The following is a 26,109-nucleotide window of genomic DNA, read 5'->3' on the forward strand; positions in this document are numbered from 1 at the left end:
CCCGCAAAGTCAAGAAACTTCAGAGCGAGTTCGTCGGTCGCCAGCAGCGCCGCCGCCCTCGTTGGTGTGCGGTTTATAGATCCCACTGCACCGCTTCGTCAACAGGGTTTTTGAAAAAAATGACAGATTTCTGACAAGTCCCTGCGCCGCCGGGCCTGGAGCCCCCTCCCCTGCCCGCGCGACGCAGGAAACAGGTCGCGCGCAGCGCTTCGCCCTCAGTTCTACACATTCACAGTGTCTCAAGGGGCATCGCATCGCGCGTCGGATTTGACTTGAGGACGCGAAAGATGCACATCTTCGGACAATATACGCAGCCTATAATAAGAACCGGCGCGCTCAACAGGGACCCGATCAGCTGGCATGATCACGGACAAATCCATGATACGGTCGCTGGGCAACGAGCCGCCCATACTGGCCGATGGTCGCAGGGCACCCGACCGCCGTGAGATCTCGCTTCGCTGGCTCTCCGGCACGTTCCTTACCGGCATTACCTCCAGCCTCCTGATGGGCGTCGCGCTCTTTGCCGCCCTCGATGGCCGCCAGCAGCTCGCGATCCCGGCGGAAGCCTATGCGTCGGTCGATCCCAGCCTGCGCGCCGGTCAGCCCGCGACCACGGCAAAGCGCGGCGGCCGCATCCTGTCTCCCGTGATCGTCGCAAAGCCATCCGACCGGACGATTCTCGAAGTGTCCACGATGATCCATGACGGCGAGAAGGAAGTGGTGCGTCGTCAGCCCTTCGCCCATGTGAAGATGACGCTGGCCGCCAACCATCAGGCCTCCGAATCCTATCCCTCTTTCGATCCGCTCGCGATCTTTTCCAATGACGACGCCGCCTCGGCCCCTCCCCCGCTGCGCACGGGCACCATCTATGGTTCCGACGTCGAGTCCGAAGTCGCCTTGAAGACCGTCGATTTCCCGCTGAAGGGATCGACGCTCAAATTCGGCCCCTCGATGTCGCTCGAAGAGGTGGAGGAGAACGTCCGCTCCAACGGCGCTGCGCTCACTGAAGGCAACACCCAGCTCGCCTCGCTCTTTTACGTGGACCCGCGACGTTTCGCGTCGGATGCCTCCGAGCTCGACCTCATCCAGGGGCTTTCCGCCCGTGTGGTCGAGGAGAACATGACGGTCACGCCGTTCGAAACGATCAACGACAACAGCGCCGAATTTGCCGACGACGTCATTCCGGTGCGGCGCGAGACCGAAATGGCGAGCGTGCTGAGCAGCGCTGGATATTCCAAGGCGCAGGCAACCGACATCGCCGCCGTTCTCAAAACGGCACTCAGTTCCGACGTCTTCCATGAGGGCGACGTCGTGCGCATCGGCATCATCCAGAAGGGCGAGAACGAGGAAGCCCGTGTCATGCGGGCAAGCGTCTATGCCAAGGGCGGCGCGCATGTGCTGACCATGGCGCTGGACGACCATGGCAGCTTCGTGCGTGGCGAGGAACCGCCGCAGCTCTCAGCCGTCTACACCGCTTTCGACGACAACGGCACGCCGACCATCGCCGCCGGGCGCGATCTTCCCCGCGTCTATGACGGCGTCTATCGGGCAGCGCTCTCCTACGGTATGAACCAGGGCATGGTCTCGCAGCTGGTGAAGCTGCTTGCCAGCAATGTCGATTTTCAGGCGCAGTTGAAGCCGACCGACAGCCTGGAGGCATTTTTCTCGGTTGCGGACGAAAGCGGGCGGGCGACGGATACGTCCGAACTGCTTTACGTGAATGCAAAATTCGGCGACGCGCAGACGCGCTTCTATCGTTTCCAGGATCCCGACGACAATTCCGTCGATTACTATAACGAGATGGGCAAGAGCATCCGCCAGTTCCTGCTGCGCAACCCGGTTCCGAACGGCACGTTCCGTTCGGGCTTCGGCATGCGGCGCCATCCGATCCTCGGCTTCTCGCGCATGCATACCGGCGTGGACTGGGCCGCGCCACGGGGAACCCCGATCATCGCGGCGGGCAATGGCGTCGTGGAAAAAGCGGGCTGGGACAGCGGCGGCTATGGCAACCAGACGCTCATTCGTCATGCGAACGGCTATGTCTCGTCCTACAACCACCAGAGCGCGATCGCCAAGAACGTCAAGCCCGGCGCGCGCGTCTCGCAGGGTCAGGTCATCGGCTGGATCGGAACGACCGGCCTGTCGACCGGCCCGCACTTGCATTACGAGCTGATCGTCAACGGCAACCGCGTCGATCCGCTCCGCATCCGGCTTCCCGGCGGCAAGTCGCTGGACGGCCCGGCGCTCGCCCAGTTCGAGGAAGAGCGTCAGCGCATCGACGAACTGCTGGCCAAGGACAATGGCAGCGAGGTCGCCGCCACGCAGTAAAGCGTGCGCGCCGCAGCGTTCGCGCCTGCCGGCGCAGGGGTCAATGCGGCCGTTTCGCCGCCGTCTCCGCAAGGCTCTCCTGATCCTGCATCTCGCCGCCGCGTGCCGCATCCAGCCGCTCGGCAACGCCCGCATCGGCCGGGTCCTGCTCCCGCCGCCAGGGCCTGCGGCCTTTCAGGACGCCGGAATCGTGGACGATCTCGGCCACATATTCTTCCTGCCGGTAGGCCATCACATGGATGCCGGAGACCCCCTTGATCTCCTTCACCTCGTTGATGATGTCGATGCAGATCTGCTTGCCTTCCTCCTTCTGGTCGGCAGCGCCTTCCAGCCGGGCGATGATCGCGTCGGGAATGTGCACGCCGGGCACGTTCGAGCGGATCCATCGTGCGGTGCGGGCCGACGCCATCGGGCCGACACCGACAAGGATATGGCAGTGCTCGGCCAAGCCGAGATCGCGCACCTTGTCCATGTAGGCACGGAACATCGGCACGTCGAAACAATACTGGCTCTGCACGAACTGGGCGCCCGCCTCGATCTTCTTGGCGAGCCGGTAGGGGCGGAAATCATAGGGTGGCGCAAACGGATTGATGGCGGCACCGAGAAAGACGCGCGGCGGCGCGGTGAGTTTGCGGCCGGAGAGGAACTTCGCGTGATCCCGCATGATCCGCACCGTTTCCAGAAGCGACATGCAATCGAGATCGAAGACGGGTTTCGCGCCCGGCTGGTCGCCGGCCTGCACGCCGTCGCCGGTGAGGCACAGAATGTTCGCAACGCCCATGGCGGCTGCCCCCAGCACATCGCCCTGAATGGCGATCCGGTTCCGGTCGCGGCACGAGATCTGCATGATCGGAGCGTAGCCCATGCGGGTCAGGAGCGCGCAGATGCCGACCGACGACATATGGCAATTGGCACCCGACGCATCGACGGCGTTGATGCCGTCCACCCAGCCTTCGAACACGGCGGCCCGGGCATAGACCTCTTCCGGGTCGGCGCTGTCGGGCGGGTTCAACTCGGCCGTGACCGCGAATTCGCCGCGCCGAAGCACCTGTTCCAGCCGCCCGCGCGAGGAATGTCCGGGCAGGAGATCGACGGGGGAACCGCTCATGTCGGGCGTCCCGCGCGTGCGGCCTCGCCATCGCGTGCCTGCGCCGCGGCGGCCGTCACGCGCAGCCAGGAGGAGGTCTCGCGCAGCGACTGGTTCACCGGCGGCTGCACGGCCAGGATCGCGTCGCCTTTTTCCATCTGTTGCGAGCCTTCCCAGGCCTTGACCCAGACGCAGGGCATATCCGGCTCCACCTCGCAATGGCCGTTGGCGCGCACGCCACCGCAGGGCCCGTTGCGCAGTTGCTTCGGACAGTTCATCGGGCAGGACATGCCGGTCGAGGACAGAATGCACTGCCCGCACATGCGACAATCGAACAGCACACCCTTCACCCCGCGCTCGACAAGGGTGACGGGCGCCTCGGCCCGGGCATAGCCGATCACCCGCCAGAGCGGATGCAGTGCCAGAAAGACCGAAGCGAAGCGGTGGTAGACCCATTCCAGAAGCCGCGAATGGCGCACCGACCAGAGGCGGATCGCAAAGCGGCGCTGCCCGCGCCGGTTCGGCGAAACGCTGGCGGGCGTATAGGCGCCGGTTGCGGCCTTGCGCCCGGCCTGCGCATTGCCCTTGTCGGGCTTCGGCGCCGGCGCAAGATCGGAGGGCGATGGTTTCGTCATGGCACGTCTACCCGTCCAGCGCTGTTGATGTCTGCGCGTTGCTGCGAAGCCTTCATCGTCAGACCGTCTCCGTTCGGCGGAATGTGCGCGGTTTTTGCGCCCTGCGCGCATCCTTGCACGACACGGTGCCAAGGCGAAAGCGACGTTCGCAGGGAGGGGCTTACCAGACGCCGCGGGTCAGCCCGTTCCAGACCCATGTCCAGACCGGCGGGTGATACCATTGCCGGGAAGGACCGGACACGGCGATTGGCCGAAGCGTCCCGGCAAGGGCGTCCTCCACGGCCTGAACGGCGATCCCCGTCGCGGCCGCCGTCTGCAGCAGGGGATAGGTATGCATCGTATCGGCCTTTGCCGGTGTCATTCGGGCCTGGTAGAGGATGCCGCCCGTATCGACGCCGGCATCGACCAGATGCACGGTCGCGCCGAAATTTTCCTCGTCCCGATTGACCCGGGCCCAATAGCCACCCATCAGGCCCCGGTACTGCGGATTGATGCCCGCGTGAAAATTGATGACCGGACAGGTGAATGCCGCAAGCGTCTTCGCCGAGAGCATGCGGCAGGAAACCAGAAACACGACATCGGGCGAAAGCTGCGTCACGTGCCGCAGGGCATCCGGCGTGTTGATGGACGGGATCGGAATCGTCTGCACATCGGCATTCGGCGTGTCGGTAACGTCATAGGTCTCAAGAATCGCGCGAGCGCGACCCTCGGTCCAGCGCTTGCCGAATTTTGACGCGACCATCGTCACGAGCTGCCCGAGCGCGACCGGCCAGCCGAGCTTGCGCGCGCGTCTTTTGACGAAGACCGACTTCGGCTCCCCAGGCTCCTGGAGAACGACGACCTCTGAAAACCGGCTGGCGAGCGCATTGATCAGGATCTGCGGATTGCGTCCGCCCGCCGTCACCACGACCACTCGACCCGCGCGCTTCCCCTCTGACATGTCCCCGTCCCTCTCTGGCAGATGCCCTTTGTCGCCGATCCCGCTTACCGGGTGATTAAGGGCGCAGGGACGGACAGGACGTCGCAACGGAAAAGGCCTCCCCGGTCTCCCGGGAAGGCCTCAGTGTTCATGCCGGATCGGAGATATCTCGGATCAGGCGGCGGCGCGGTCCGCACCTGTGCCGCGCAGCTTGAAGTTCAGCCGGTCGGACCCTTCCAGCACCGTCACGACAGATCCGTCCGGAATGTCGCCGGCGAGAATCTTCTCGGCAAGCGGATCCTGGACATAACGCTGGATCGTCCGCTTCAACGGGCGTGCGCCATAGACAGGGTCGTAGCCGCGCTCCGCCAGCCAGTGCCGGGCGTCGCCGTCCAGCTCCAGCGTGATCTTGCGATCGGCGAGCAGGGTTTTCAGCCGTTCGAGCTGAATGTCCACGATCGCCCCCATCTCGCCGCGCTTCAGGCGGTGGAAGAGAATGATCTCGTCGACGCGGTTGAGGAACTCCGGCCGAAAGGCCGAGCGCACCACGCCCATCACCTGCTCGCGCACGCTGTCGGTATCCTCGCCCTCGGCAAGCCCGGTCAGATATTCCGCCCCGAGGTTCGATGTCATGATGATCATCGTGTTGCGGAAATCCACCGTCCGTCCCTGGCCGTCGGTCAGCCGCCCGTCGTCCAGAACCTGCAGCAGCACGTTGAAAACGTCGGGATGCGCCTTCTCGATCTCGTCGAACAGCACGACCTGATACGGCTTGCGACGCACGGCCTCGGTCAGCGAACCGCCTTCCTCGTAGCCGACATAACCCGGAGGTGCACCGATCAGCCGGGCGACGGAGTGCTTCTCCATATATTCCGACATATCCATGCGCACGAGGGCGGTGTCGTCATCGAACAGGAAGCGGGCGAGCGCCTTGGTCAGCTCCGTCTTGCCGACACCGGTCGGGCCGAGGAAGATGAACGAGCCGATCGGCCGGTTCGGGTCCTGCAGCCCGGCGCGCGAACGACGAACAGCACGCGACACGGCCTGAACGGCATCGCCCTGCCCAACGACCCATTGCGCCAGATCGTCTTCCATCCGCAGCAGCTTTTCGCGCTCGCCTTCCAGCATCTTGTCGACCGGAATTCCGGTCCAGCGCGAAACGATGTGCGCGATATTGTCCGGCGTCACTACCTCCTGAACCATGGATGCGGCGGAACCGTCCTGCGCCTCGGACTCCTGCAACTCCTTTTCGAGCTTCGGGATCTCGCCATAGGCAAGCTCCCCGGCCCGCTGGAACTCGCCCTTACGCTGGGCGATGGCCAGTTCGTTGCGGGCTTCGTCCAGCTGCCGCTTCAGATCGGCGGCAAGGCCGAGCTTGGATTTTTCCGACTGCCACCGCGCGGTCAGCGCATCGGCCTGTTCCTCAAGACCGGTCAGATCCACCTCCAGCTTTTCCAGCCGGTCCTTCGACGCGCGGTCGGTTTCCTTCTTCAGGGCCTCCCGCTCGATCTTCAGCTGCATGATCCGGCGGTCGAGCTCGTCCAGTTCCTCCGGCTTGCTATCGACCTGCATCCGCAGCCGCGACGCGGCCTCGTCCATCAGGTCGATCGCCTTGTCGGGCAGGAACCGGTCGGTGATGTAGCGGTTCGACAACGTCGCGGCCGCAACCAGCGCCGCATCCGAAATCCGCACCTTGTGGTGCTGCTCGTACTTCTCCTTCAGGCCGCGCAGGATCGAGATCGTGTCCTCGACATCCGGCTCGTTGACCATGACCGGCTGAAACCGGCGGGCAAGCGCCGCATCCTTTTCCACATGCTTGCGGTACTCGTCGAGCGTGGTCGCGCCGACGCAGTGCAGCTCGCCGCGGGCCAGCGCCGGCTTCAGGAGGTTGGACGCATCCATGGCGCCATCGGCCTTGCCGGCACCGACCAGCGTGTGCATCTCGTCGATGAACAGGATGATCTCGCCCGCATCCGCCTGCACTTCCGAGAGAATGGCTTTCAGCCGCTCCTCGAACTCGCCTCGAAACTTCGCGCCGGCAATCAGCGCGCCCATGTCGAGCGCCATCAGCCGCTTGTCCTTCAGGCTTTCCGGCACGTCGCCATTGACGATGCGCAGGGCAAGGCCCTCGGCGATCGCCGTCTTGCCGACGCCGGGTTCCCCGATCAGCACCGGATTGTTCTTGGTGCGACGCGACAGCACCTGGATCGTGCGGCGGATTTCGTCGTCGCGGCCGATCACGGGGTCGAGCTTGCCATCCCGCGCGTCCGCCGTCAGGTCGCGCGCATACTTCTTCAGCGCATCGAATCCGGCTTCGGCATTGGCGCCGTCGGCGGTACGGCCCTTGCGGATGTCGTTGATCGCCTGGTTCAGCCGCGCGGCGGTCACACCGGCCTTGGACAGCGACTGCGCGGTCGAGGCGGAAGTTTCCACGGCCAGCGCCAGCAACAGGCGCTCGACGGTGACGAAGCTGTCGCCGGCCTTTTTCGAGGCCTCTTCGGCCGTCGTGAACACCTTGGCCAGCGGCTGAGACAGGGCGATGCCGCCATTGCCGCCGGAAACCTTCGGCAGTTTGGCGAGGGCGGCATCATTGGCGAGCTTGGCGTCCTTCGCCCGGCCGCCGGCGCGCTCGATCAACGAGGCGGCCATGCCCTGATCGTCATCGAGCAGCACTTTCAGCACATGCTCGGGCGTGAACTGGGGGTGGCCTGCCGACAGCGCATAGGTCTGCGCCGATTGCAGGAAACCGCGAACACGTTCGGAATATTTTTCGATATCCATCGTCTGTCTCCTTGGAACCGGTACGCCCATGCGGCACGCCCCGGCGATTGGGATCAGGCTCCCGAAATCGGCAAGCCCGGTATCGCGAGATGAAGGCTGCGGCGTGCAGCTTCATCCCGCTTCGCAGAGAGATATGGGAGGCATTTTTGCCGAATTAAAGAGCAGAATCGGCCTTGCCTCGGCTTTATCGCGAGATTGTTTGCGTCGGATCGAAGGCCCGCAAAAGGGCGGGATCGACGATCCAGCCCTCCAGCGGATCGGCCTGCGGCGGGATGCCGAAACCAGCGTCCTTTTGCCCATAGGCCCATCCTGCCTGCACGGCGCAGAGAAGCGCATCCAGAGCATCCGCTGTGGGCTCATCGGCAAGCGTGCGCGGCGCTTCGATCCGAAGGCCGCTGCGGGAAAGATCGGCGGCGGGATCGCAGAGGCGGTCGAAGAGATCGAGACGGGCCGCGAGAAGCGCCGGCGTCTGCAGGCTGCGCGTATCGTTCTTGTAGGATCGCCGCCCGATCAACCGCCGCGCCATCACGCCGGGATAGGCCTCGACCGCGACGCGGCTCGGATCGCCCGCCCGCAGCAGCGGCAGGTGCACATCGGAGGCCAGAAGCCGGCGCGCACCCTCGTAGAACATCAGCCCGACCGGCACCCCATGCAGCTTTTGCGGACTGATCCCGCCCGTCGAGCGATCGATGAACCGCTGGTGCTCCTTGTCACCCGCCGCCCGCGGCAGGCGATACGCCGTCAGCATCTCGTAGAACGCCGCCCGCGAAAGCCCCGAAACGTGACCGACATAAGCCTCCCACGACAGCGGCCAGCCGATCGTCTCGATGAATTTTCGCGACTGCCCGAAGGGGAAATCGAGCCCGGCGATCCAAGGGCCCGAGGAGGAAAGAAAACCCGTGAAGCCTTCGAAATGCGTCCAGCGATGCAGCGCCACGAACCGCAACGTCCCTCCGTCCAGCCGGCACTCGACGCAGGTGATCGGCTTCTGCCGTGAGGGAGCCGAGGTGAAATCGATGCCGAAGACGCGCATCCCCGCACCATCCGTCCCCGTCTCGCGCGCGTCGCGTCTGGCAGGCTGGGACAACGCCGGCACGGGCGTTACCCCGGTGCGGTACACAGCAGCCGCTCCGGGCGTCGGCTCCAGCCGAGGCAGCACCGTCATCGCCTGAAGGATGGCGGCCACATGCATCGACTGGCCGATCAGTCCGGTGCCCAGACCGGCGAGCACGGTTTCGATCGGCAACAGTTCGACCGTCAGCCCGTCCTCTTCCGCATCGAGCTTCTGGTCGTCCACGCGGACGACATCGTGAGCGAGAAAGGCATGCACCCGGTTCGTCTGCATCGAGGGATTGGGATAGAGCGAACTCAGCCATTCCATCCGCTCGCAGCGATACCCGGTTTCCTCCAACAGCTCCCGCCGCGCCGCCGCCTCCGGGCTCTCGTCGCTTGCTTCCATGCTGCCGGCCGGCGCTTCCAGCAGAACCTTGCCCACAGCATGCCGATACTGACGGACCAGCACCATCTGCCGATCCGGCGTGATCGCCACGACCGCCACCCAGTCGGGATAGGTCAGAACATAATAGGGATCGACGCGGAGCCCGGACGGCGTCTCGCAGGCGTCCGCACGGACATCGATACGCCGGTCGCGGATCAGAGACCGCGAATGCAGGATCTTCCAGGTCTCGTCATTCCCAGCCATGGCCGGTCCTCCTCCCCTTACGATAAAGCATGTCGCGCAAAATGGTGCAGAAGCGCAGGAAGCGAATCTGAAAGATCGCGACGCGTTCAGCGCGACCATATCCTCATTTGCATCGGCGCGACGACGTTTCCCACCGCTTGCATCCTATTTGTAAGAATTGACAAACTCTTAGAAATCCCGAACCGAGGGGAGCCCCATCTCAGGGTAACCCGACGCCCCGGAACGCCTACCCATGCAAAGCAGATACCCGCCAGCCTCCTTTCGAACCATCCTCTCCGCCAGTGCCTGGACGATCGTTCTTGTCTGCCTCGTCGCCGGGCCCGCATCCGCGGCCGGAAACACGCCGTGCAGCGGCAGGAAAGGCGGCATCGATCACTGTCAGGGGGAGCGCTTCATCTGCCGCGACGGCTCGATCAGCGCCAGCGAGACGTCCTGCGCCGCAACCCATCGACCGCTCGGGCTTCTCGGGACGTCACCCCAGCCAGCGCCCGTCACATCGGCACCAGCAACAGGCACGACGAGCTGCGACTGCCGCAGCGGCACGTTCTGCACCGGCCCACGCGGCGGGCGGTTCTGCCTGTCCGACAGCGGCGTGAAGAGCTACCTGCGGAAATAGAACCGCCCATGAAAAAGGGCGACGTTGCCGCCGCCCTTCTCCCTGCGATGATCTTGCGACCGCTTACTCGGAATCGGCCAGAGCCGGTGCTTCCGGCTGCTCGCCGGCGGCACCCTCCTCCGCTGCACCTTCTGTGCGGCGCGGACGACGGGGACGCGGCGCAGCGCGGCGGCGCGGGGCGCGGCCGGCAGAGGCTTCTTCTTCGATGATGACCTCGGCGGGCGTGCCTTCGATCTCCGGCTGCGGGCCGGTTCCGTCGATGACGGTTTCCGGCGCTGCGGCCACGGGATGCTGGGCAGCGGCCGGACGTTCGCCGCGGGGCTGGCGCTCCGCACGGGGTGCGCGTTCGGCACGCTCTGCCCGTTCCGGCCGCTCGGCGCGTTCGGTCCGTTCTGCACGTTCGGGCCGTTCTGCACGTTCGGGCCGCTCGGCCTGCTCATTACGCTCTGGGCGGTCCACGCGCTCTTGACGGTCCTGGCGTTCCGCCTGAACCGGACGTTCGTTGCGATCCGACCGTTCCTGACGGTCCGGCCGCTCGGTGCGCTCGGCCCGTTGTTGCGGCTGCGGCTGCGGCTGGCGGGGCTGTTCGCGACGGGGCGTCGGCTGCTGGATCATGGCGGGCTGGTCGTCATAGCCCTGATCCTGATCGTCATCCATCATGCCGTCACGGTCGTTGCCGTCCATGTCGTTGCCGTCATAGGATTGGCGATCGTCGCGCTGGAAGCGCTCCTGCATCTGCGCCTGTGCGGCAGCAATGATGCGGTTGTAGTGCTCGGCATGCTGAAGATAGTTTTCGGCGATGACACGGTCGCCGGAGCTCTGGGCATCCCGGGCGAGCGTCGTGTACTTCTCGGCGATATGCTGCGCGGTGCCGCGAATCTTAACGTCTGGGCCGGAGCTGTCATAGGTCCGGGTGAGCGGGTTCTGCCCCTTCCGGTTATGATTGTTGTTGCCGCCGCCGCCGCCGCCATTGTTATTGTTGTTATTATTGTTGTTACGCCCACGGCCGCGCTTGTTCTGCTGTCCTGGCCTCATCCTATCGTCACCCGAAATCTCTTGATCATGATGGTTCATATGGCGTCCGGCCTCATGGCTCCGGCCATCGTGGTAAACACCCCCTCGCAGCTCCCGACATCAGGGGGAGGCAGAACGAGAAGGCACGCCGCGACCCAGCAGCCTGAAAAGGCATCTTGCTGGTTGGCGTCAAATTAACAGGTACCCGCACCAGGCACTGTCGACCCAAGCTCTTGTGTCAGAAGAGCATTCCCTGCGGAGAGGTCTGACCGGAACGAATCCTGAAATCCTTGACCGTCTGCTCAGTGCGTGGCGGCAACCTAGCTGTCTTCCCCGGCAATTCCAAGCCTTTTCTTTGCATATGCGAAAAGAACGCCGCGGTGCGGAGCGAGTAAACGCCCGCTTTCCCACAGGTTTGACGGCCGAACCGTCATACGCTCGCAACATCGGCACGGCGGAAGACAAGCACCCGGTCGTTCCCGCCGAGATCGCGCAGGAAATGCGTTCTCTCGAAACCTTCCGCAGCGAAGATGCGCGTCACACTGTCCTTTTGATCGAACCCGATTTCCAGACCGACCACGCCCTCATCTTCAAGGACGCCCGCGACGCGGCCGGCAATGGTGCGGTAGGCATCCAGTCCGTCGGTCCCACCATCGAGCGCCAGCATCGGATCGAACAGCCGGACCTCCGGATCGAGCCCGTCGATGATGTCGGAGCGGATATACGGGGGGTTCGAAACGACGACATGGTAGCGCCCCTCGATCGTTTCGAACCAGTCGCTTTCGACCGTCCGGAAGCGTTCGGCGAGCCCGTGGGCCCGCGCATTGGCCGCCGCCGTCGAAAGAGCGTCTGCCGAAAGATCGACGCCGACCCCGGTCGCCTCGGCAACCTCGCTCAGCAGCGCCAGGCAGATCGCCCCCGTGCCCGTGCCGAGATCCAGAATACGGCACGCGCCGATCCGCGCCACCGTCGCACGAACATGCGGAAGCATCGCCTCGACCAGCGTTTCCGTATCCGGCCGCGGCTCCAGCGTTTCCGGCGACAGCGACAATGTCAGCCCGTAGAAATCCCGGCGACCGAGAATGCGGTGCAACGGCTCGCGCGCCAGCCGACGCGTGATCGCGGCGCGGATCGATGCCGCCTTGTCCGTCGCGACGACATCACCGCCCCGGCTCATCAGCCCTGTCGGCGTCAGGCCGAGCAGGCCGCCGACAAGAATGCGCGCCTCCTGCGCCGGATCGTCGAAATCCGCCTGCCGGAGCGCCGCCCGCACCTCGGCGGCCAGACTGTCGACCGTATCGCCCACCGGTCAGCCCTGCTGTTCGCCGAGACGGGCGAGCTGGTCGGCCTGGTAATCGGCCAGCAATGCATCCACCACCTCGTCGATCTCGCCCATCATCATCCGGCCGATCTTGTAGAGCGTCAGGTTGATACGATGATCCGTCACCCGGCCCTGTGGGAAATTATAGGTGCGGATGCGCTCCGACCGATCGCCGGAACCGACCTGGCTCTTGCGGGAGGCCGAGCGCTCGCTGTCCGCCTTCTGCCGTTCCATGTCGTAAAGGCGCGACCGCAGCACCTGCATGGCCTTCGCCCGGTTCTGGTGCTGGGATTTCTCCGAACTCGTGACCACGATGCCGGAGGGCATATGGGTGATGCGCACCGCGCTGTCGGTCGTGTTGACGTGCTGGCCGCCGGCACCCGAGGAGCGCATCGTATCGATGCGGATGTCCTCGGCGCGGATGTCGATGTCGATATCCTCGGCCTCGGGCAGCACGGCGACGGTGGCGGCGGAGGTGTGGATGCGCCCCTGCGTTTCCGTATCCGGCACCCGCTGAACGCGGTGCACGCCCGATTCGAATTTCAGCTTGGAGAACACGCCGCGTCCCGTCACGGTGGCGATGATTTCCTTGAAGCCCCCGGCATCGCCGTCGCTGGCGCTGAGCACCTCGACTTTCCAGCCCTTGTCGGCGGCATAGCGCTCATACATGCGGAAGAGATCGCCCGCAAAAAGGGCCGCCTCCGAGCCGCCGGTTCCCGCGCGGATTTCGAGGATGGCGCTCTTCTCGTCGGCAGCATCCTTCGGCAAGAGCAGGATCTGCATCTCGCTTCCGAGCTTTTCCAGCCGTTCCTCGATCTCCGGCTTCTCCATCTCGGCGAGGTCGCGCATGTCGCGGTCGGTCGTCTTGTCGGACAGAAGCGTCTCGATGTCGGCAAGCTCCGCCCGCGCTTTTTCGTACTGGCGGATCTTTGCGACCACCGGCTGAAGCTCGGAATATTCGGATGCGAGCTTCACATAGACATCGGCCGCCGGCCCCGCCGACATGCGCGCCTCGATCTCGCCGAACCGCCGCTCCAGCTCCCGCATCTTCTCGACAGGTAATGTGGCCAATGCTTACTCCAGGCCGCTCCGCGGCAAAATCTCGAATGTCAGAAAGGAAGAACGTCCCTCTCCGGCAGGGCAGAGAGGGACGTTCTTCTCGTATCCTCAGGCGCTTGCCCGGCCCCTACAACGGAATGTCGTTGTCCGCCGCAAAGGCCTTCAGAAGCTCCCGCGGCGTGCGCGTTCCCTTGGTGTCGTCCAGCAGGGCGTTCAGTTCCGGCGACAGGCGCGCCAGATTGGTCGCCAGCAACATCGCCTTGACGGGTCCGACCGCCGTCGGAGACATCGATAGCGAGCGGAAGCCGATCGCGAGCAAGGCCAGCGCCGAAAGCGGCTTCGACGCCATCTCGCCGCAGAGCGTGACGGAGGTGGCGTTGCGCTCGCCGGCGCGCACGATATCGCGCAGCATCCGCAGGAACGGCCGGCTCAGCACGTCGAAACGATCCGAGACGCGGGAATTGCCGCGGTCCACCGCCATCGTGAACTGGAACAGGTCGTTGGACCCGACCGAGACGAAATCGACCTCGTGCATCAACTCGTCCAGCTGGTAGAGCAGCGCCGGCACTTCCAGCATCGCACCGAACTGCAGCTTGCGCGGCAGCTGCTCGCCGACCTTCGACTGCCGCTGGATTTCCTTCTGCAGCAGTTCGCGCACGGCCTTCAGCTCGAAGACCTCGGTGACCATGGGCAACATGATGCGCAGTTCCTGGCCTGCCGAAGCCCGCAGCATTGCGCGCAACTGCGTGCGCAGCAGGCCGGGCCGGTCGAGCGACAGGCGGATCGCCCGCCAGCCGAGCGCCGGATTCTCCTCCTCCGCCGCGCGGAAGTAAGGCACTACCTTGTCGCCACCGATGTCGAGCGTGCGAAAGGTCACCGGCTTGCCGGCGGCCTGTTTCAGCACATTGCGGTAAAAGGCTTCCTGCTCTTCCATCCGCGGCATGGTCGAGGCGATCATGAACTGCAGCTCGGTGCGGAAGAGACCGATGCCCTCGGCACCCGATTCGTCGAGCTGCGGCAGATCGACCATCAGGCCGGCATTCATCTGCAGCCGGATCCGGCTGCCGTCCCTCGTCACCGGCTCGACGCCGCGAAGCGCGCGGAACTGCTCCTGCCGGCGCGCGCGCAGACGGACCTTTTCCTCATAGGCGCGCTGAAGATCGGCCATCGGGCGCAGGTGCACCTTGGCATCGTCGCCGTCGATGATCATCGCATCGCCGTTTTCCGCGAGCGCCACGGCACCGGCCGCCTGGCCGACGACCGGAATCCCCATGGCCCGCGCGACGATGACGACATGGCTCGTCACCGCGCCGTCTTCGAGCACCAGCCCGCGGATGTTCTCGCGCGGATAATCGAGCAGCTCGGCAGCGCCCATCGCCCGGGCGACGACCACGGCATCGACCGGGAAATCCTTGTCCGACACGCGTGCGCCATAGCCCGTCAACTGCCGCAGCAGCCGGTTGGCCAGATCGTCGAAATCATGCATCCGCTCGCGCAGATAGGGGTCCGTCAGGCGCATCATCCGCGCCTTCGTCTCGCTCTGCACGCGCTCGACCGCGGCTTCCGCCGTCAGGCCGTTGCGGATGGCCTCTTCGAGCTTGCGCACCCAGCCGCGATCATGGGCGAACATCCGGTAGGCTTCGAGGACCGCGCGATGCTCGCCCTCCATCGACACGTCACGCCGCGACAGCATGTCGTCGATCGAGATCCGCAGCGATCCCAGCGCCTCGCCGAGCCGCGACAGTTCCTTGTCGGTATCGTCGTTCAGGAGATTGGTGACGACGATTCGCGGTTCGTGAAGGACGACATAGCCGAGACCGACGCCCTCGTTGAAACCGGAGCCTTCGATCGTCACGGGACGCGACAGGTCGAGTTCGAGTCCCGGGCGCGTGATCTTCTTGAGTTCGCCGGTCGCCACCATTTCGGCCAGAACCATGGCCGTGGTCTCGAGCGCCTCCACCTCGTCGTCGCGATAGGTGCGGCTTGCCTTGTTCTGCACGACGAGAACGCCGAGCGACCGGCCGGTGCGCAGGATCGGCACGCCAAGGAAGGAGTGGTAGACCTCCTCCCCCGTTTCCGGGAGGTAGGTGAAGGCGGGGTGCGACTGGGCGTCGGAGAGATTGAGCGGGCGCGCGCTGGCCGCGATCGTGCCGACGAGGCCCTGCCCCATCTGCAACTGCGCCAGATGCACGGCGTCCTTGTTCAGGCCCTCGGTGGCGTAGAGTTCGAGAACGCCGTCGGAGCGCAGCACATAGACCGAGCAGACTTCTGCAACCATGTTCTGTGCGATCTGACGCACGATCCGGTCAAGCCGCTCCTGCGGCTCGAGCGGCTCCGCCATCAGTTCGCGCAGCCGCTTGAGAAGAACGCGTGGACCGGACAGGTCTCTCATCGCGCAACGTCTCCCCGATCAAAGAGTGGAGGTGCAGACACCTCGGGCGGCAGCCCTTCGGCCGCTTCGCTTAATTCTTATCCAGCCCGTAGACGGAATGCAAAGTCCGAACGGCCAATTCGGCATACGCACCGTCGATCAGGATGGAAATCTTGATTTCCGAGGTCGTGATTGCCTTGATGTTGATGCCCTTGTCGGCCAGCGCACGGAAAGCCGATGCTGCAACGCCCGCATGGCTGCGCATGCCGATGCCGATGACCGACACTTTGGCGAGGCCCGATTCGTTCTGGATCGCGTCGAAGCCGATCTTGGTCTTCTCCGCGTCGAGCACGCGCAGCGCCTTATCGACATCGCCGGACGGCACGGTGAAGGTCATGTCGGTCTTCGATCCGTCTTCGGAGATGTTCTGGACGATCATATCGACATTGATATGCGCTTCGGCGAGCGGTCCGAAGATCGCGGCGGAGACGCCCGGGCGATCGTTCAGACGCCGCAGCGAAATTTGCGCCTCATCCTTGGCATAGGCGATGCCGGTCACGACTTCCTGTTCCACGATCTCTTCCTCATCACAAATCAGCGTTCCCGGCGGGTTCAAAAGATCGCCCATGCCGGGCGCGTCGGGGTCTTCGAAACTGGAGCGCACGAAGGTGCGGACCTTGTGCACCATGGCAAGCTCGACCGAGCGCACCTGCAGCACCTTGGCGCCGAGCGATGCCATTTCCAGCATTTCCTCGAACGCGATCTTCTTCAGGCGGCGCGCCTTCGGCACGATCCGCGGGTCGGTCGTGTAGACGCCGTCGACGTCGGTATAGATGTCGCAGCGATCGGCCTTGACCGCGGCCGCAATAGCGACTGCGCTCGTATCCGAGCCGCCGCGACCGAGCGTGGCAATGCGGTTGTCGGGGCCAAGCCCCTGGAAGCCGGCAACGACGGCCACCTGGCCTTCGCCGAAGCGGCGGATGAGGTCCGTTCCGTCGATATCCATGATCCGCGCCGCGCCATGGGCGTTGTCGGTCCGGATCGGGATCTGCCAGCCCTGCCAGGAGCGGGCGTTGATGCCGATGTGCTGCAGCGCGATGGCAAGCAGACCGGATGTCACCTGTTCGCCGGAGGCGACGACGGCATCGTATTCGCGAGCATCGTGCATGGGCGAGGCATCGCGCGTCCAGCCGACGAGCTCATTGGTCTTGCCCGACATGGCGGATACGACGACGGCGACCTCATGTCCGGCATCCACCTCGCGTTTCACATGCCGGGCGACGACCCGGATGCGATCCATGTCCGCGACGGAGGTTCCGCCGAATTTCATCACGATGCGTGCCATCTGCCTCTACCGGTACCAGAGATTGCGCGCGCCGCGCGCCTGCCGAAGTTGGCGGTTCCATAGCGAAGTTGCCGGAAACGCGCAATGGCCCAGGCATGGCGCCCAGGAACGGAGGCCGCATCCCGCCTGTGGGGCGAGAGAGGAAATGTCGCAGGCCTTGACAAGAGCGGGGTGCCGGACGACTTCACGGAGAACGCCTGAGTTTTCCGGAGACGACATCATGACAGACGCGGCCCGCACGACCATCGACCAGTCCGAAGTCGATCGCTTCTCGGCGCTGGCGGCGGAATGGTGGAACCCGCACGGCAAGTTCAAGCCGCTGCACAAGTTCAATCCGGTCCGCCTGTCCTACATCCGCGACCGGGCTGCCGAAACCTTCGGCCGCGACCCGAAGGCGCCGCGCTCGCTGGAGGGCCTGCGCGTCCTCGATATCGGCTGCGGCGGCGGGCTCCTGTCCGAGCCGATGGCCCGCATGGGCGCGGACGTGGTCGGCGCCGATGCCTCCGAGAAGAACATCCGCATCGCCGAAACCCATGCCGCCGGCAGCGGCGTGTCCGTCGATTACCGGGCGGTGACCGCCGAAGCGCTGGCTGCGGCCGGAGAAACCTTCGATATCGTTCTCAACATGGAGGTGGTCGAGCATGTCTCCGATGTCGATTTCTTCCTGTCCACCTGCGCCTCCATGGTCCGGCCGGGCGGCCTGATGGTGGTCGCCACGATCAACCGGACGATGAAGGCGGCAGCGCTCGCCATCTTCGCCGCCGAAAATGTCCTGCGCTGGTTGCCCCGCGGGACCCATCAATATGAAAAACTGGTCCGCCCGGAAGAAATCGAAAAGCCGCTCTCCGCATCGGGACTGACCATCACGGAGCGCACCGGCGTCTTCTTCAGCCCGTTCACGAACCAGTGGAATCTCTCGCGCGACATGGACGTCAACTACATGATGATCGCCAAGCGCCCCCGCGACTGATCGAGCCGGGAAAGCGTCTCAGTTCACCTCGTCGGGCAGGATCGGCAGCGGTGCGACGTCGATGCCCTCCTCAAGAAGCGCCCGCGCCTCTTCCAGCGTCGCCCGGCCGATCAGGCCGCGGGCATCGGCTTCGCCATAATGGATCTTGCGGGCTTCCTCGGGAAACTTTTCGCCGACATCCTCTGCATTGGCGCGAATGGTGGAGACCATCTCGCGGATCTTCGACAGGGCCGCCTGCTGGGCCTGGTCCCTCATCAGGCCGCGCTGCTTGTCCTTGCGCCGCCCGGTCGAAAGCGCCGGCGCCATCAGCGCACGGCTGACAGCTACCGTCCCGCAGACGGGACAGGTCACCAGTCCGCTTTCGGACTGGGCATCGAAGTCGGCGCTCGACCCGAACCAGCCTTCGAAGCCATGTCCCGCATCACAGGTCAACGCATAGCGTATCACGCGATGGCGCCCCCGCTTGTCCGGGCGCCGACATCCAGGGGTGCGACCGAGAATTCCCGCGCATTCTTGAGATTGGGGATCTTTCCGCGCGCGCCGGCGACGGCAGCGATGTCGAGATCCGCCGTGATGACGGCCGCGCCGCTCGGGCCGGCCTCGGCGAGGATACGGCCCCACGGATCGACGATGATCGAATGCCCGAACGTTTCGCGCCCGTCCTCGTGCACACCGCCCTGTGCGGCGGCGACCACGAAAAAGCCGTTCTCGATGGCCCGCGCCCGCAGCAGGATTTCCCAATGCGCCTCGCCGGTCTGGCGCGTGAAGGCGGCGGGAACGGTCATGATCTCGGCTCCCGCCACCGCCTGACGACGGAAAAGCTCGGGAAACCGCACATCGTAGCAGATCGCAAAACCGAGCTTGCCGAACGGGAGATCGGCGAGCCGAGCCGTTTCGCCCGGCGTATAGGCCGCGCTTTCCCGCCAGCTTTCGCCATTGTCGAGATCGACGTCGAACATGTGGATCTTGTCGTAATGGCAGATCTTTTCGCCATGCGGCCCGAAGAGAAATCCGCGATTGGCGATCTTCCCGTCGGAAAGACCGATGGCCGTCGAGCCGATATGGAGGTGGATGCCGAGTTCGGCGGAAAGCTTTCGCGCGGTCTGCACGATCACGTCGTCGTCATCACCGCGAAGGGCGGCCCGCAGGGCTGCGCGGTCGCGTTGCAGGGCGCCGGTCATTTCCGGGGTCTGGACATAGGTCGCGCCCTGCCCGGCCGCGTCGCGGACGAGGTCCGCCAGGACGGCCGCGTTCCGTTCGGGCGCGGTGCCGGAGCACATCTGGATGGCGGCAACGCGGACGGTCATGAGGGCGGTATCCTCAGGCTGCCAGCATGGGATCGAGCTTGCCGGCCCGGTCGAGCGCATGCAGGTCATCACAGCCGCCGACATGCTGGCCGTTGATGAAGATCTGCGGGAAGGTGGAGCCGCCATTCGACTTGGCGATCATCTCCTGGCGAAGATCGGGCGAATAGGTCGCGTCATGCTCCTCGAAGGAAACGCCCTTGCTGGACAGAAGCTTCTTGGCGGCCGAGCAATAGCCACAGGCCTGACGGGTATAGAGTACGACGGAAGCCATGAACGATACCTGAGTTCGGAGTGTTTCCACACCAGCATGACGCTGATGCCCTGCGATGTCCGACACGTTCGGCTGGAACCGTCTGGCCCCGCCGCCTGTCGTCCTCCGGTCATATAAGCACGGTCACGGCTCTTGCAAAGGTCAAAACCGTCACCTCGCTCGCCCCGGCGCGCTTCAGGGCGCGCGTCGCCGCGGCAACCGTGGCACCGGTCGTGTAGACGTCGTCGACCAGAACGATCCGCCGCCCGGCGACGAGCGGCTGGCCCGCCTCCGTCACCCGGAACGCCCCGCGCACATTGTCCTGACGCTGCGCCGCACCCAGACCCACCTGCCGCACCGTCCGCCGTTGCCGCACCAGCGCCTCCGACACCATCGGCCGGCCGGAGAGACGGGCAAGCGCGCGCGCCAGTTCCGCCGACTGATTGAAGCGGCGCGACCAGAGCCGGTATTTGTGCAGCGGCACCGGCACGATCGCCTCGGCCGCCTCGACCGCCCCCTCCCCGGCCCGCAGCATCCAGGCCGCCATCATCGGCGCGAGATCCGTCCGGTCGGTATATTTCAGCGCATGCACGAGATCGCGCGCGATCCCCGTATGGATGGCCACGGACCGCAGCCGCGTGAACGGCGGCGGGTTGGCGATCGCATCGGCCGATAGGATGCCCCGACCGAGATCGTGGGAAAAGGGAACGCCGAGAACCTCGCAGAACGGCCGCTCGATCAGGCGGAGGCTTGCCCAGCAGAGCGGGCAAACGGCCGCATGCGACTGAACGAAGCGGCCGCAGCCGCGACAGACCGGCGGATAGAGAAGATCGGCAGCACGCCGACCGACCGCCAGCGATCCCGCAACGAGCGCGGCGCGGACGCGCGCGACGCGGCCGCGGGGGCGCTCACCCGCATCCGGATCGTCGCCCGGCGGGTCGGCGCGTTCGGCCGCGTTTCGGCTCGTCGTTTCCACGGGCTGCCACTCCACCTCCATCTGCCGGATGCGTCCTTCCGCGCGCTCGACCGTTAGAAGATGGCGCCCGCTCTTGCGCAGTCGCGCGCCGGCGATGATATAGGCCGAGAGAAGGAGACTATCGTGGATATCGTATTTGACCAGCCTCTTGTTGAAGCCCGGCGCCTGCGGGCCCTGAAAGCTGGCGATGAGAAGGCCCAGTTCCTGCTCGACATCGTGGGCCAGGATCTTGCCGAGCGGCTCGCGGTCGTGGAACGCCGCTTCGAGACGGCGGTCGAACTGCATGGTTATACCGGTTTGACCGCCCGCGCCTTGATGGCCACCGGCAAGATCGGCAGGCTTACGCGCGTCGAGACCGACGCGGCCTTCGGCGGATCGGAGGAGATCGCTATCGCGCCGCTCGAAACGGTGCCGGTCGCACCCGCCAGCGTCAATCTCGTCGTGTCGCCGCTCTCCCTTCACCTGACCAACGATACGCCGGGCGTGTTCATCCAGATCCGGCGGGCGCTCGCACCGGACGGCCTGTTCCTTGCGGCCATTCCCGGCAACGGCACGCTGCAGGAACTGCGCGAGGTGCTGCTTGCCGCCGAAAGCGAGATCACCGGAGGCGCCAGCCCGCGTGTCATCCCCTTTGCCGACGTCCGCGACATCGGCGCCCTGCTGCAGCGCGCGGGCTTCGCCCTGCCCGTGACGGACACCGAAACCTATACGGTCCGCTATGCCTCGCTGTTTGCGCTGATGAAGGATCTGAAGGCGATGGGGATGACCAACCCGCTGGCCGCGCGCAGCCGCAAGCCCCTGTCCCGCGCCGTGTTCCTGCGCGCTGCCGAGCTCTATGCCGAACGCTTCGCCGATCCGGACGGCCGCATCCGCGCGACCTTTTCGGTCATCTTCCTCTCGGGCTGGGCACCGCATGAAAGCCAGCAGAAACCGCTTGCACCGGGCTCGGCCAAAATGCGTCTCGCAGATGCGCTGAAGGTGGAGGAGACGTGAGCACGGGACGCGAGAACAAGCGACGGCGACACCGGACAGGTCGCCGCGCGCTTTCAATCACCGGAAGGTGAGGACACTACTGCCCGTGCGTCACGAGAGCGTTCGTGACCGTATTAAAGACGTTCGTCAGTTCCTTGGACATGGCCCCGAAACCGCCGATGATGGCGACAGCGATGATGCTGCCGATCAGACCGTATTCGATGGCGGTCGCGCCCTGACGGTCGGAGAGAAATCGCTGGAACATGGGCATCACGGACATTCCCTCCAAACCGGATTTGATCAGCAGCCGCTCTTGCCGCCATCGCCATTGACGATGCAGACGGCGCCCGGCATTTCCTGCAGGACGCTGCGGCGGACGGTGTAGCGCTTGGTACCCTTGTCGTCGGGTATCGAGCCCGTCGAGATGGTGTCGTAGTCGATAGGCGCGTTCGCGAGAACCTTGGTCGTGTTTTTGCTGGCCATCATCGGGGTCAGAATCAGCGTCAGCGCGATGACCGCCGTCCCGAACAGCAACGCAAGATTGAGCACGCCGGTGCGCCGGTACTCGCCCTTCGTCAGGTCCTTGTCCTGAACCGTTCTCCAGAAATCATCGTCCACCATGGCCTGCCTCTTGCCTTTCCGACGCGGCGGAATGCTCCGTTTTCCATCCTCGGTCGCCGCGCGCCGGTCCCGTCCTCCCGAAGGGCGGCGCGACTCGGCATCACGTGTTGGCCATTGTGCCCGTCGGAGATAAACGTTCCATTAACGCACAGGCGGGAGAACCTCGAAAAGGCCTTTGCTTCGGCGCATTCGGGAAGAGGTTGGCAAGGTTTTCGGGATAAGGCGGATGAGCGGCGGAAACGGTCGGCCGCTACAGAAGGTCCATCAGATAGGGAATGAGCGGCTCGTCGGCCGGCGGCATCGGATAGTCGCGAAGCGCCTTCGCCCGCACCCATTTCAGCGCCTGGCCCTCCCGCCCCTGCGGCACGCCTTCGTAGCGGCGGCAGACATAGAGCGGCATCAGCAGGTGAAAGTCCTCATAGGCGTGGCTGGCGAAGGTGAGCGGCGCAAGGCAGGCCACCTTGGTACGGATGCCGAGTTCTTCCTCCAGTTCGCGGATCAGCGTCTCCTCAGGCGTCTCGCCCGCCTCGACCTTGCCGCCGGGAAATTCCCACAGTCCCGCCATGGACTTGCCCTCCGGACGCTGTGCCAGAAGGATACGGCCGTCGCCATCGATGAGGGCGCAGGCGGCAACGAGCAGCAGCCGGCGGGGCGGGGTCGAATCCATGGTCATTCCTCAGGCGGCGTTCGATAGAGATAGCGGTAGGCCTCGGTGAAGCCGAGCCGGCGATAGAGCGCCAGCGCCGGTTCGTTATCGGCCTCGACCGCAAGCCACGCCTGGCGGGCCCCCTTCAACCGCGCCCAGCGCAGGCTGGCGCCGACGATATCGCGGCCGATGCCTTCGCCGCGACGGTCGGGACGGACGGCGACCAGCAGCAGGCCGGCGAGATCGTAGTCCTGGACGGCCAGCGCGACCGCGGTCGGTCCCTGCCCGATCTCCTCGAACAGGAACAGGCCGCACTCCGCCCGGATCGCCTCGATCACCGAGGTCAAAGCCGCCCTGCTTTCCGGCGGATCGCCGGCAACGGCGATGCGCGCGTCCACGAAGCGGCCGACATCGCGCAGCGGCACATGACCAAGTTCGTCGCTGGCCGGATGCGGCGGAATATCCGCCGTCATGACGACCGTTTCGGACAGACGCGTCCAGCCTTCCGCATCGAGATGGGCGACGAGGCCGGACGGCGTCAGCGGCGTCTGGCGCACCGTCGGAACGAGACCGGCGTCGCGAAACTGCCGGGCAGCCCGCTCCAGCCGGCCGGCCATGTCGCTGCCGTCATGCGGATCGAGCGGGTTGATCGAGTTCAGCCGCCGCGAGCCGTGGGCCGGCGTCATCCGAACCAGCCAGCTGCCATCATACGCAGCGGTCGCGGCCGGCCAGGCCCGAAAGCCGATCGCTTCCAGACGCCGCACCAGCGGCAGCTTCCATCGTGTCGTCTCATCCAGCATCGGCATATCCGGTCGGCAGTCTCAAGAGCCCGGTTTCGCACTCAGCTCCGGTAGTCGCCATTGATTTCGATATATTCCTTGGTGAGGTCGCAGGTATAGACGGTCGCGGTGCCCGAGCCGAGCCCGATCTCGACCTTGATGGCGATGTCCTGCTCCTTCATGACGGCGGACGCAGCCGCTTCCGAATAGGCCGGGTCGCGCTCGCCGTTGACGGCAACACGGATATCCCCGAACCAGATGGCCAGCCGGTCGCGGTCGGCCTTCTCGCCAGCCTTGCCGACAGCCATGACGATGCGACCCCAGTTCGCGTCCTCGCCGGCCACCGCCGTCTTCACGAGCGGCGAGTTGGCGATCGACAGGCCGATCCGCTTGGCGGCGGCATCGCTCTCGGCGCCTTCGACCGTGATGGCCACCATCTTGCGCGCGCCCTCGCCGTCCCGCACCACCTGCAAGGCGAGGTCGAACAGCACGGCATTGAGCGCTTCGCGAAAACCGTCGAGCGCCGCATCCGACGCATCCTCGACGCGCGCCTGACCGTCGGCCGAAGCAGCACCCGTTGCAAACAGCATCAAGGTATCCGACGTCGAGGTATCGCTATCCACGGTCACGGAATTGAAAGACGGGCCGACGCCCTGCGACAACAGGGCCTGCAGGGCCTGCGGCGCGATATCGGCATCGGTGACGACGAAGGACAGCATCGTCGCCATGTCGGGGGCGATCATGCCGGCGCCCTTGGCGATGCCGTTGATGGTCACCGTGACGCCGCCGATGGTCGCCGAGCGGGTCGCAACCTTCGGATAGGTGTCCGTGGTCATGATCGCCTTGGCGGCCTCCAGCCAGACGTCTTCGGTCCCACGGGCATTCATGTCGCCGAGCACGCCGGCGAACTTGGTCGCATCCAGCGGCTCGCCGATCACACCCGTGGAGGCGAGAAACACCTCGCCCGTCGCGCAGCCCACAGCCTCGGCCGCCGATGTGGCGGTCAGTGCGGTCGCCGCGCGGCCCTTGACGCCCGTAAACGCATTGGCATTGCCGGAATTGACGACGACGGCGCGGGCGACGCCGCCCGATAGGTTCTGCCGGCAGAAATCCACCGCGGCCGACGGGCAGAGCGAACGCGTGAAAACGCCGGCCACAGCGGCCGGCGCGTCGAACACCATCATCAGGACGTCCGTGCGGTTCTTGTACTTGATGCCGGCTTCGGCCGTCGCCATGCGCACGCCGCGCACCGGCGGCATGTCGGCGAAGGTTTTCGGGGCAAGCGGAGAAACGGAACCGGACATGGAAGGACCTTCGCGGAAAGGGCTGACAGGAGACTGAGACGGCAGAGGGCAGGTTCGGCAAACGAAAATCCCGAAGGATCGCCTTCGGGATTTTCACTCATGATGGACGGTTGTCACAGCAGCGTGACAGACCGGCGCGCCGGGCGAAGGCGGCCCTGATCCTCACCCGGAGGATCGAACCGCCCCGGCCGCCAGTGCCGGCCTAGTTGGCGCCTTCGACGGCGTCGCCTTCGGTGGCGCCGGCTTCGTCGGCCTTGTTGGCCTCGTCATAGGCCTTCTTCAGGGCGGGGTCGCTGATCTCGACGCCGGCATCCTTCTTGGCATCGGCCAGAAGCGCCAGATACTTGTCGCGCATGACGAGCTGCTTGACCTGCGGCTCGACCTGTTCGAGCGGCGGCGGCGGCTGCAGGCGCTTGTCTTCGAGAAGGATGACGTGATAGCCGAACTGCGACTTCACCGGGGTCTTCGTATAGGCGCCCTTCTCCAGCGCGAACGCGGCTTCGGAGAATTCCGGCACCATGCGCTCCTTGGTGAAGTAGCCGAGGTCGCCGCCATCGTCCTTGTTCGGATCGGTGGACTTTTCCTTGGCGAGCGTCGCGAAATCCTTGCCGGCATCGAGATCCTTGATGATGGCCTTGGCTTCATCCTCGGTTTTCACGAGGATATGGCGGGCCTTCACCTCTTCCTGCGGCTTGATCCCGGACACTTCCTTCTCATAGCGCGCCTTGACCTCGTCGGCCGTGACGGCATCGACGACGTGCTTCTTGAAGTAGGCGTTGTGAAGTTCGCGGTCCGTCAGGTAGGCGAGACGCTTCTTGAAGTCTTCGCTGTTCTGCACGCCTTCGGCTTCGGCGTCCTTGGCAAGCAGCTTCACGTCGACGAGGCCCGAAAGTGCTGCGGCGCGCTTCTGTTCGTCGGGAAGCTGGGCCAGCTGCGGATCGAGCGAGGCCATTGCGAGATCGAGCTCGGACTGATGGATCTCGGCGGTCCCGACCTTGGCGACGACCGGATCGGCGGCATCCTGGGCGAAGACCGGCCCATGGATCGCGATCACGGCGCCTAGCGCCACGGCAGCGAGCAATCTGGATTTCAACATTCCGTAAACC

At 65.2% G+C, this 26,109-nt stretch carries 24 protein-coding genes; 4 read left to right on the forward strand and 20 right to left on the reverse strand.

Features of this window, described 5'->3' with window-relative positions; genetic code table 11:
• The first annotated feature begins 360 nt into the window (after positions 1–360).
• A complete protein-coding gene (locus tag ASG39_RS14080) occupies positions 361–2,328 on the forward strand; it encodes a M23 family metallopeptidase (RefSeq protein ID WP_062595631.1) in 1,968 nt (655 codons plus the stop codon).
• 40 nt (positions 2,329–2,368) lie between these two features.
• On the opposite strand, the gene ASG39_RS14085 is transcribed toward ASG39_RS14080, so the two are convergent.
• The 5 genes from ASG39_RS14085 to ASG39_RS24555 form a co-directional block, all read right to left on the reverse strand.
• Positions 2,369–3,436: a methylenetetrahydrofolate reductase gene (locus ASG39_RS14085; RefSeq protein WP_062595632.1), complete on the reverse strand. Its 1,068-nt coding sequence runs from the start codon at positions 3,434–3,436 to the stop codon at positions 2,369–2,371.
• Positions 3,433–4,050 (reverse strand): methylenetetrahydrofolate reductase C-terminal domain-containing protein, encoded by a 618-nt coding sequence (locus tag ASG39_RS14090; protein WP_062595633.1) that lies wholly within the window; start codon positions 4,048–4,050, stop codon positions 3,433–3,435. Before ASG39_RS14090 ends, ASG39_RS14085 begins: the two co-directional genes overlap by 4 nt.
• A gap of 160 nt (positions 4,051–4,210) precedes the next feature.
• Positions 4,211–4,990: a formyl transferase gene (locus ASG39_RS14095; protein WP_062595634.1), complete on the reverse strand. Its 780-nt coding sequence runs from the start codon at positions 4,988–4,990 to the stop codon at positions 4,211–4,213.
• Positions 4,991–5,143: 153 nt separating this feature from the next.
• Positions 5,144–7,750: an ATP-dependent chaperone ClpB gene (clpB, locus tag ASG39_RS14100; protein WP_062595635.1), complete on the reverse strand. Its 2,607-nt coding sequence runs from the start codon at positions 7,748–7,750 to the stop codon at positions 5,144–5,146.
• 184 nt (positions 7,751–7,934) lie between these two features.
• Complete coding sequence (locus ASG39_RS24555; RefSeq protein ID WP_244481240.1) at positions 7,935–9,452, reverse strand: NUDIX hydrolase; 1,518 nt, start codon at positions 9,450–9,452, stop codon at positions 7,935–7,937.
• Positions 9,453–9,684: 232 nt separating this feature from the next.
• Between ASG39_RS24555 and ASG39_RS23355 the strand changes: the two genes are divergently transcribed.
• Positions 9,685–10,068 carry a hypothetical protein gene (locus tag ASG39_RS23355; protein ID WP_082477249.1) on the forward strand — a complete coding sequence of 128 codons (384 nt, stop codon included), beginning with the start codon at positions 9,685–9,687 and terminating at the stop codon, positions 10,066–10,068.
• 63 nt (positions 10,069–10,131) lie between these two features.
• Here the strand turns inward: ASG39_RS23355 and ASG39_RS14120 are convergent, their stop codons facing one another.
• The 5 genes from ASG39_RS14120 to ASG39_RS14140 form a co-directional block, all read right to left on the reverse strand.
• Positions 10,132–11,103 carry a DUF4167 domain-containing protein gene (locus ASG39_RS14120; RefSeq protein WP_062595637.1) on the reverse strand — a complete coding sequence of 324 codons (972 nt, stop codon included), beginning with the start codon at positions 11,101–11,103 and terminating at the stop codon, positions 10,132–10,134.
• A 409-nt stretch (positions 11,104–11,512) separates the two neighbouring features.
• On the reverse strand, positions 11,513–12,388 hold the full coding sequence (gene prmC, locus ASG39_RS14125; protein WP_062595638.1) for a peptide chain release factor N(5)-glutamine methyltransferase: 876 nt from the start codon (positions 12,386–12,388) through the stop codon (positions 11,513–11,515).
• Between the two features lie 3 nt (positions 12,389–12,391).
• Positions 12,392–13,474: a peptide chain release factor 1 gene (gene prfA, locus ASG39_RS14130; protein WP_062595639.1), complete on the reverse strand. Its 1,083-nt coding sequence runs from the start codon at positions 13,472–13,474 to the stop codon at positions 12,392–12,394.
• Positions 13,475–13,589: 115 nt separating this feature from the next.
• On the reverse strand, positions 13,590–15,854 hold the full coding sequence (ptsP, locus tag ASG39_RS14135; protein WP_062595640.1) for a phosphoenolpyruvate--protein phosphotransferase: 2,265 nt from the start codon (positions 15,852–15,854) through the stop codon (positions 13,590–13,592).
• Between the two features lie 70 nt (positions 15,855–15,924).
• The gene (locus tag ASG39_RS14140) at positions 15,925–17,178 is read right to left on the reverse strand and encodes an aspartate kinase (protein WP_062595641.1); all 1,254 of its coding nucleotides are present in this window, start codon (positions 17,176–17,178) and stop codon (positions 15,925–15,927) included.
• A 220-nt stretch (positions 17,179–17,398) separates the two neighbouring features.
• Here ASG39_RS14140 and ubiG point away from each other — a divergent pair, with 220 nt between their 5' ends.
• On the forward strand, positions 17,399–18,148 hold the full coding sequence (gene ubiG / locus ASG39_RS14145; protein WP_062595642.1) for a bifunctional 2-polyprenyl-6-hydroxyphenol methylase/3-demethylubiquinol 3-O-methyltransferase UbiG: 750 nt from the start codon (positions 17,399–17,401) through the stop codon (positions 18,146–18,148).
• Positions 18,149–18,166: 18 nt separating this feature from the next.
• Here ubiG and ASG39_RS14150 read toward each other — a convergent pair whose 3' ends face one another.
• The 4 genes from ASG39_RS14150 to ASG39_RS14165 all read right to left on the reverse strand — a co-directional run bounded on the left by ASG39_RS14150 (position 18,167) and on the right by ASG39_RS14165 (position 20,561).
• Positions 18,167–18,595 carry a DUF1178 family protein gene (locus tag ASG39_RS14150; protein ID WP_062595643.1) on the reverse strand — a complete coding sequence of 143 codons (429 nt, stop codon included), beginning with the start codon at positions 18,593–18,595 and terminating at the stop codon, positions 18,167–18,169.
• Positions 18,592–19,455, reverse strand: coding sequence for a carbon-nitrogen hydrolase family protein (locus tag ASG39_RS14155; protein WP_062595644.1), 864 nt, complete (start codon positions 19,453–19,455; stop codon positions 18,592–18,594). The genes ASG39_RS14150 and ASG39_RS14155 overlap by 4 nt, the downstream gene beginning before the upstream one ends.
• Before the next feature lie 13 nt (positions 19,456–19,468).
• Entirely contained in the window at positions 19,469–19,726 is a 258-nt protein-coding gene (grxC, locus tag ASG39_RS14160; RefSeq protein ID WP_062595645.1) for a glutaredoxin 3, read from the reverse strand.
• 109 nt (positions 19,727–19,835) lie between these two features.
• Positions 19,836–20,561: a ComF family protein gene (locus ASG39_RS14165; RefSeq protein WP_062595975.1), complete on the reverse strand. Its 726-nt coding sequence runs from the start codon at positions 20,559–20,561 to the stop codon at positions 19,836–19,838.
• A gap of 243 nt (positions 20,562–20,804) precedes the next feature.
• Between ASG39_RS14165 and ASG39_RS14170 the strand changes: the two genes are divergently transcribed.
• Positions 20,805–21,674: a methyltransferase domain-containing protein gene (locus ASG39_RS14170; RefSeq protein ID WP_062595646.1), complete on the forward strand. Its 870-nt coding sequence runs from the start codon at positions 20,805–20,807 to the stop codon at positions 21,672–21,674.
• 76 nt (positions 21,675–21,750) lie between these two features.
• On the opposite strand, the gene ASG39_RS14175 is transcribed toward ASG39_RS14170, so the two are convergent.
• The 6 genes from ASG39_RS14175 to ASG39_RS14200 form a co-directional block, all read right to left on the reverse strand.
• Entirely contained in the window at positions 21,751–21,924 is a 174-nt protein-coding gene (locus tag ASG39_RS14175; protein ID WP_062595976.1) for a Flp family type IVb pilin, read from the reverse strand.
• Between the two features lie 29 nt (positions 21,925–21,953).
• Positions 21,954–22,274, reverse strand: a complete 321-nt coding sequence (locus ASG39_RS14180) for a hypothetical protein (RefSeq protein ID WP_062595647.1) — start codon at positions 22,272–22,274, stop codon at positions 21,954–21,956.
• Positions 22,275–22,524: 250 nt separating this feature from the next.
• Positions 22,525–22,941 (reverse strand): 8-oxo-dGTP diphosphatase MutT, encoded by a 417-nt coding sequence (gene mutT / locus ASG39_RS14185; protein ID WP_062595648.1) that lies wholly within the window; start codon positions 22,939–22,941, stop codon positions 22,525–22,527.
• 2 nt (positions 22,942–22,943) lie between these two features.
• Positions 22,944–23,720, reverse strand: coding sequence for a GNAT family N-acetyltransferase (locus ASG39_RS14190; RefSeq protein WP_062595977.1), 777 nt, complete (start codon positions 23,718–23,720; stop codon positions 22,944–22,946).
• Positions 23,721–23,761: 41 nt separating this feature from the next.
• Complete coding sequence (gene argJ, locus ASG39_RS14195) at positions 23,762–25,003, reverse strand: bifunctional glutamate N-acetyltransferase/amino-acid acetyltransferase ArgJ (protein ID WP_062595649.1); 1,242 nt, start codon at positions 25,001–25,003, stop codon at positions 23,762–23,764.
• A gap of 202 nt (positions 25,004–25,205) precedes the next feature.
• Positions 25,206–26,099: a peptidylprolyl isomerase gene (locus tag ASG39_RS14200; RefSeq protein ID WP_062595650.1), complete on the reverse strand. Its 894-nt coding sequence runs from the start codon at positions 26,097–26,099 to the stop codon at positions 25,206–25,208.
• Positions 26,100–26,109 lie beyond the last annotated feature (10 nt).

The sequence above is a fragment of the Rhizobium sp. Leaf371 genome (assembly GCF_001424045.1).
Taxonomy (GTDB): domain Bacteria; phylum Pseudomonadota; class Alphaproteobacteria; order Rhizobiales; family Rhizobiaceae; genus Ferranicluibacter.

What these genes read in the sequence shown, in the direction of transcription:
- ASG39_RS14080 (WP_062595631.1), top strand. Translation starts at nt 361, where the DNA reads ATGATCACGGACAAATCCATGATACGGTCGCTGGGCAACGAGCCGCCC.
- ASG39_RS14085 (WP_062595632.1), bottom strand. Translation starts at nt 3,436, where the DNA reads ATGAGCGGTTCCCCCGTCGATCTCCTGCCCGGACATTCCTCGCGCGGG.
- ASG39_RS14090 (WP_062595633.1), bottom strand. Translation starts at nt 4,050, where the DNA reads ATGACGAAACCATCGCCCTCCGATCTTGCGCCGGCGCCGAAGCCCGAC.
- ASG39_RS14095 (WP_062595634.1), bottom strand. Translation starts at nt 4,990, where the DNA reads ATGTCAGAGGGGAAGCGCGCGGGTCGAGTGGTCGTGGTGACGGCGGGC.
- clpB (WP_062595635.1), bottom strand. Translation starts at nt 7,750, where the DNA reads ATGGATATCGAAAAATATTCCGAACGTGTTCGCGGTTTCCTGCAATCG.
- ASG39_RS24555 (WP_244481240.1), bottom strand. Translation starts at nt 9,452, where the DNA reads ATGGCTGGGAATGACGAGACCTGGAAGATCCTGCATTCGCGGTCTCTG.
- ASG39_RS23355 (WP_082477249.1), top strand. Translation starts at nt 9,685, where the DNA reads ATGCAAAGCAGATACCCGCCAGCCTCCTTTCGAACCATCCTCTCCGCC.
- ASG39_RS14120 (WP_062595637.1), bottom strand. Translation starts at nt 11,103, where the DNA reads ATGAGGCCAGGACAGCAGAACAAGCGCGGCCGTGGGCGTAACAACAAT.
- ptsP (WP_062595640.1), bottom strand. Translation starts at nt 15,854, where the DNA reads ATGAGAGACCTGTCCGGTCCACGCGTTCTTCTCAAGCGGCTGCGCGAA.
- ASG39_RS14140 (WP_062595641.1), bottom strand. Translation starts at nt 17,178, where the DNA reads ATGGCACGCATCGTGATGAAATTCGGCGGAACCTCCGTCGCGGACATG.
- ubiG (WP_062595642.1), top strand. Translation starts at nt 17,399, where the DNA reads ATGACAGACGCGGCCCGCACGACCATCGACCAGTCCGAAGTCGATCGC.
- ASG39_RS14155 (WP_062595644.1), bottom strand. Translation starts at nt 19,455, where the DNA reads ATGACCGTCCGCGTTGCCGCCATCCAGATGTGCTCCGGCACCGCGCCC.
- grxC (WP_062595645.1), bottom strand. Translation starts at nt 19,726, where the DNA reads ATGGCTTCCGTCGTACTCTATACCCGTCAGGCCTGTGGCTATTGCTCG.
- ASG39_RS14175 (WP_062595976.1), bottom strand. Translation starts at nt 21,924, where the DNA reads ATGCCCATGTTCCAGCGATTTCTCTCCGACCGTCAGGGCGCGACCGCC.
- ASG39_RS14180 (WP_062595647.1), bottom strand. Translation starts at nt 22,274, where the DNA reads ATGGTGGACGATGATTTCTGGAGAACGGTTCAGGACAAGGACCTGACG.
- mutT (WP_062595648.1), bottom strand. Translation starts at nt 22,941, where the DNA reads ATGGATTCGACCCCGCCCCGCCGGCTGCTGCTCGTTGCCGCCTGCGCC.
- ASG39_RS14190 (WP_062595977.1), bottom strand. Translation starts at nt 23,720, where the DNA reads ATGCTGGATGAGACGACACGATGGAAGCTGCCGCTGGTGCGGCGTCTG.
- argJ (WP_062595649.1), bottom strand. Translation starts at nt 25,003, where the DNA reads ATGTCCGGTTCCGTTTCTCCGCTTGCCCCGAAAACCTTCGCCGACATG.
- ASG39_RS14200 (WP_062595650.1), bottom strand. Translation starts at nt 26,099, where the DNA reads ATGTTGAAATCCAGATTGCTCGCTGCCGTGGCGCTAGGCGCCGTGATC.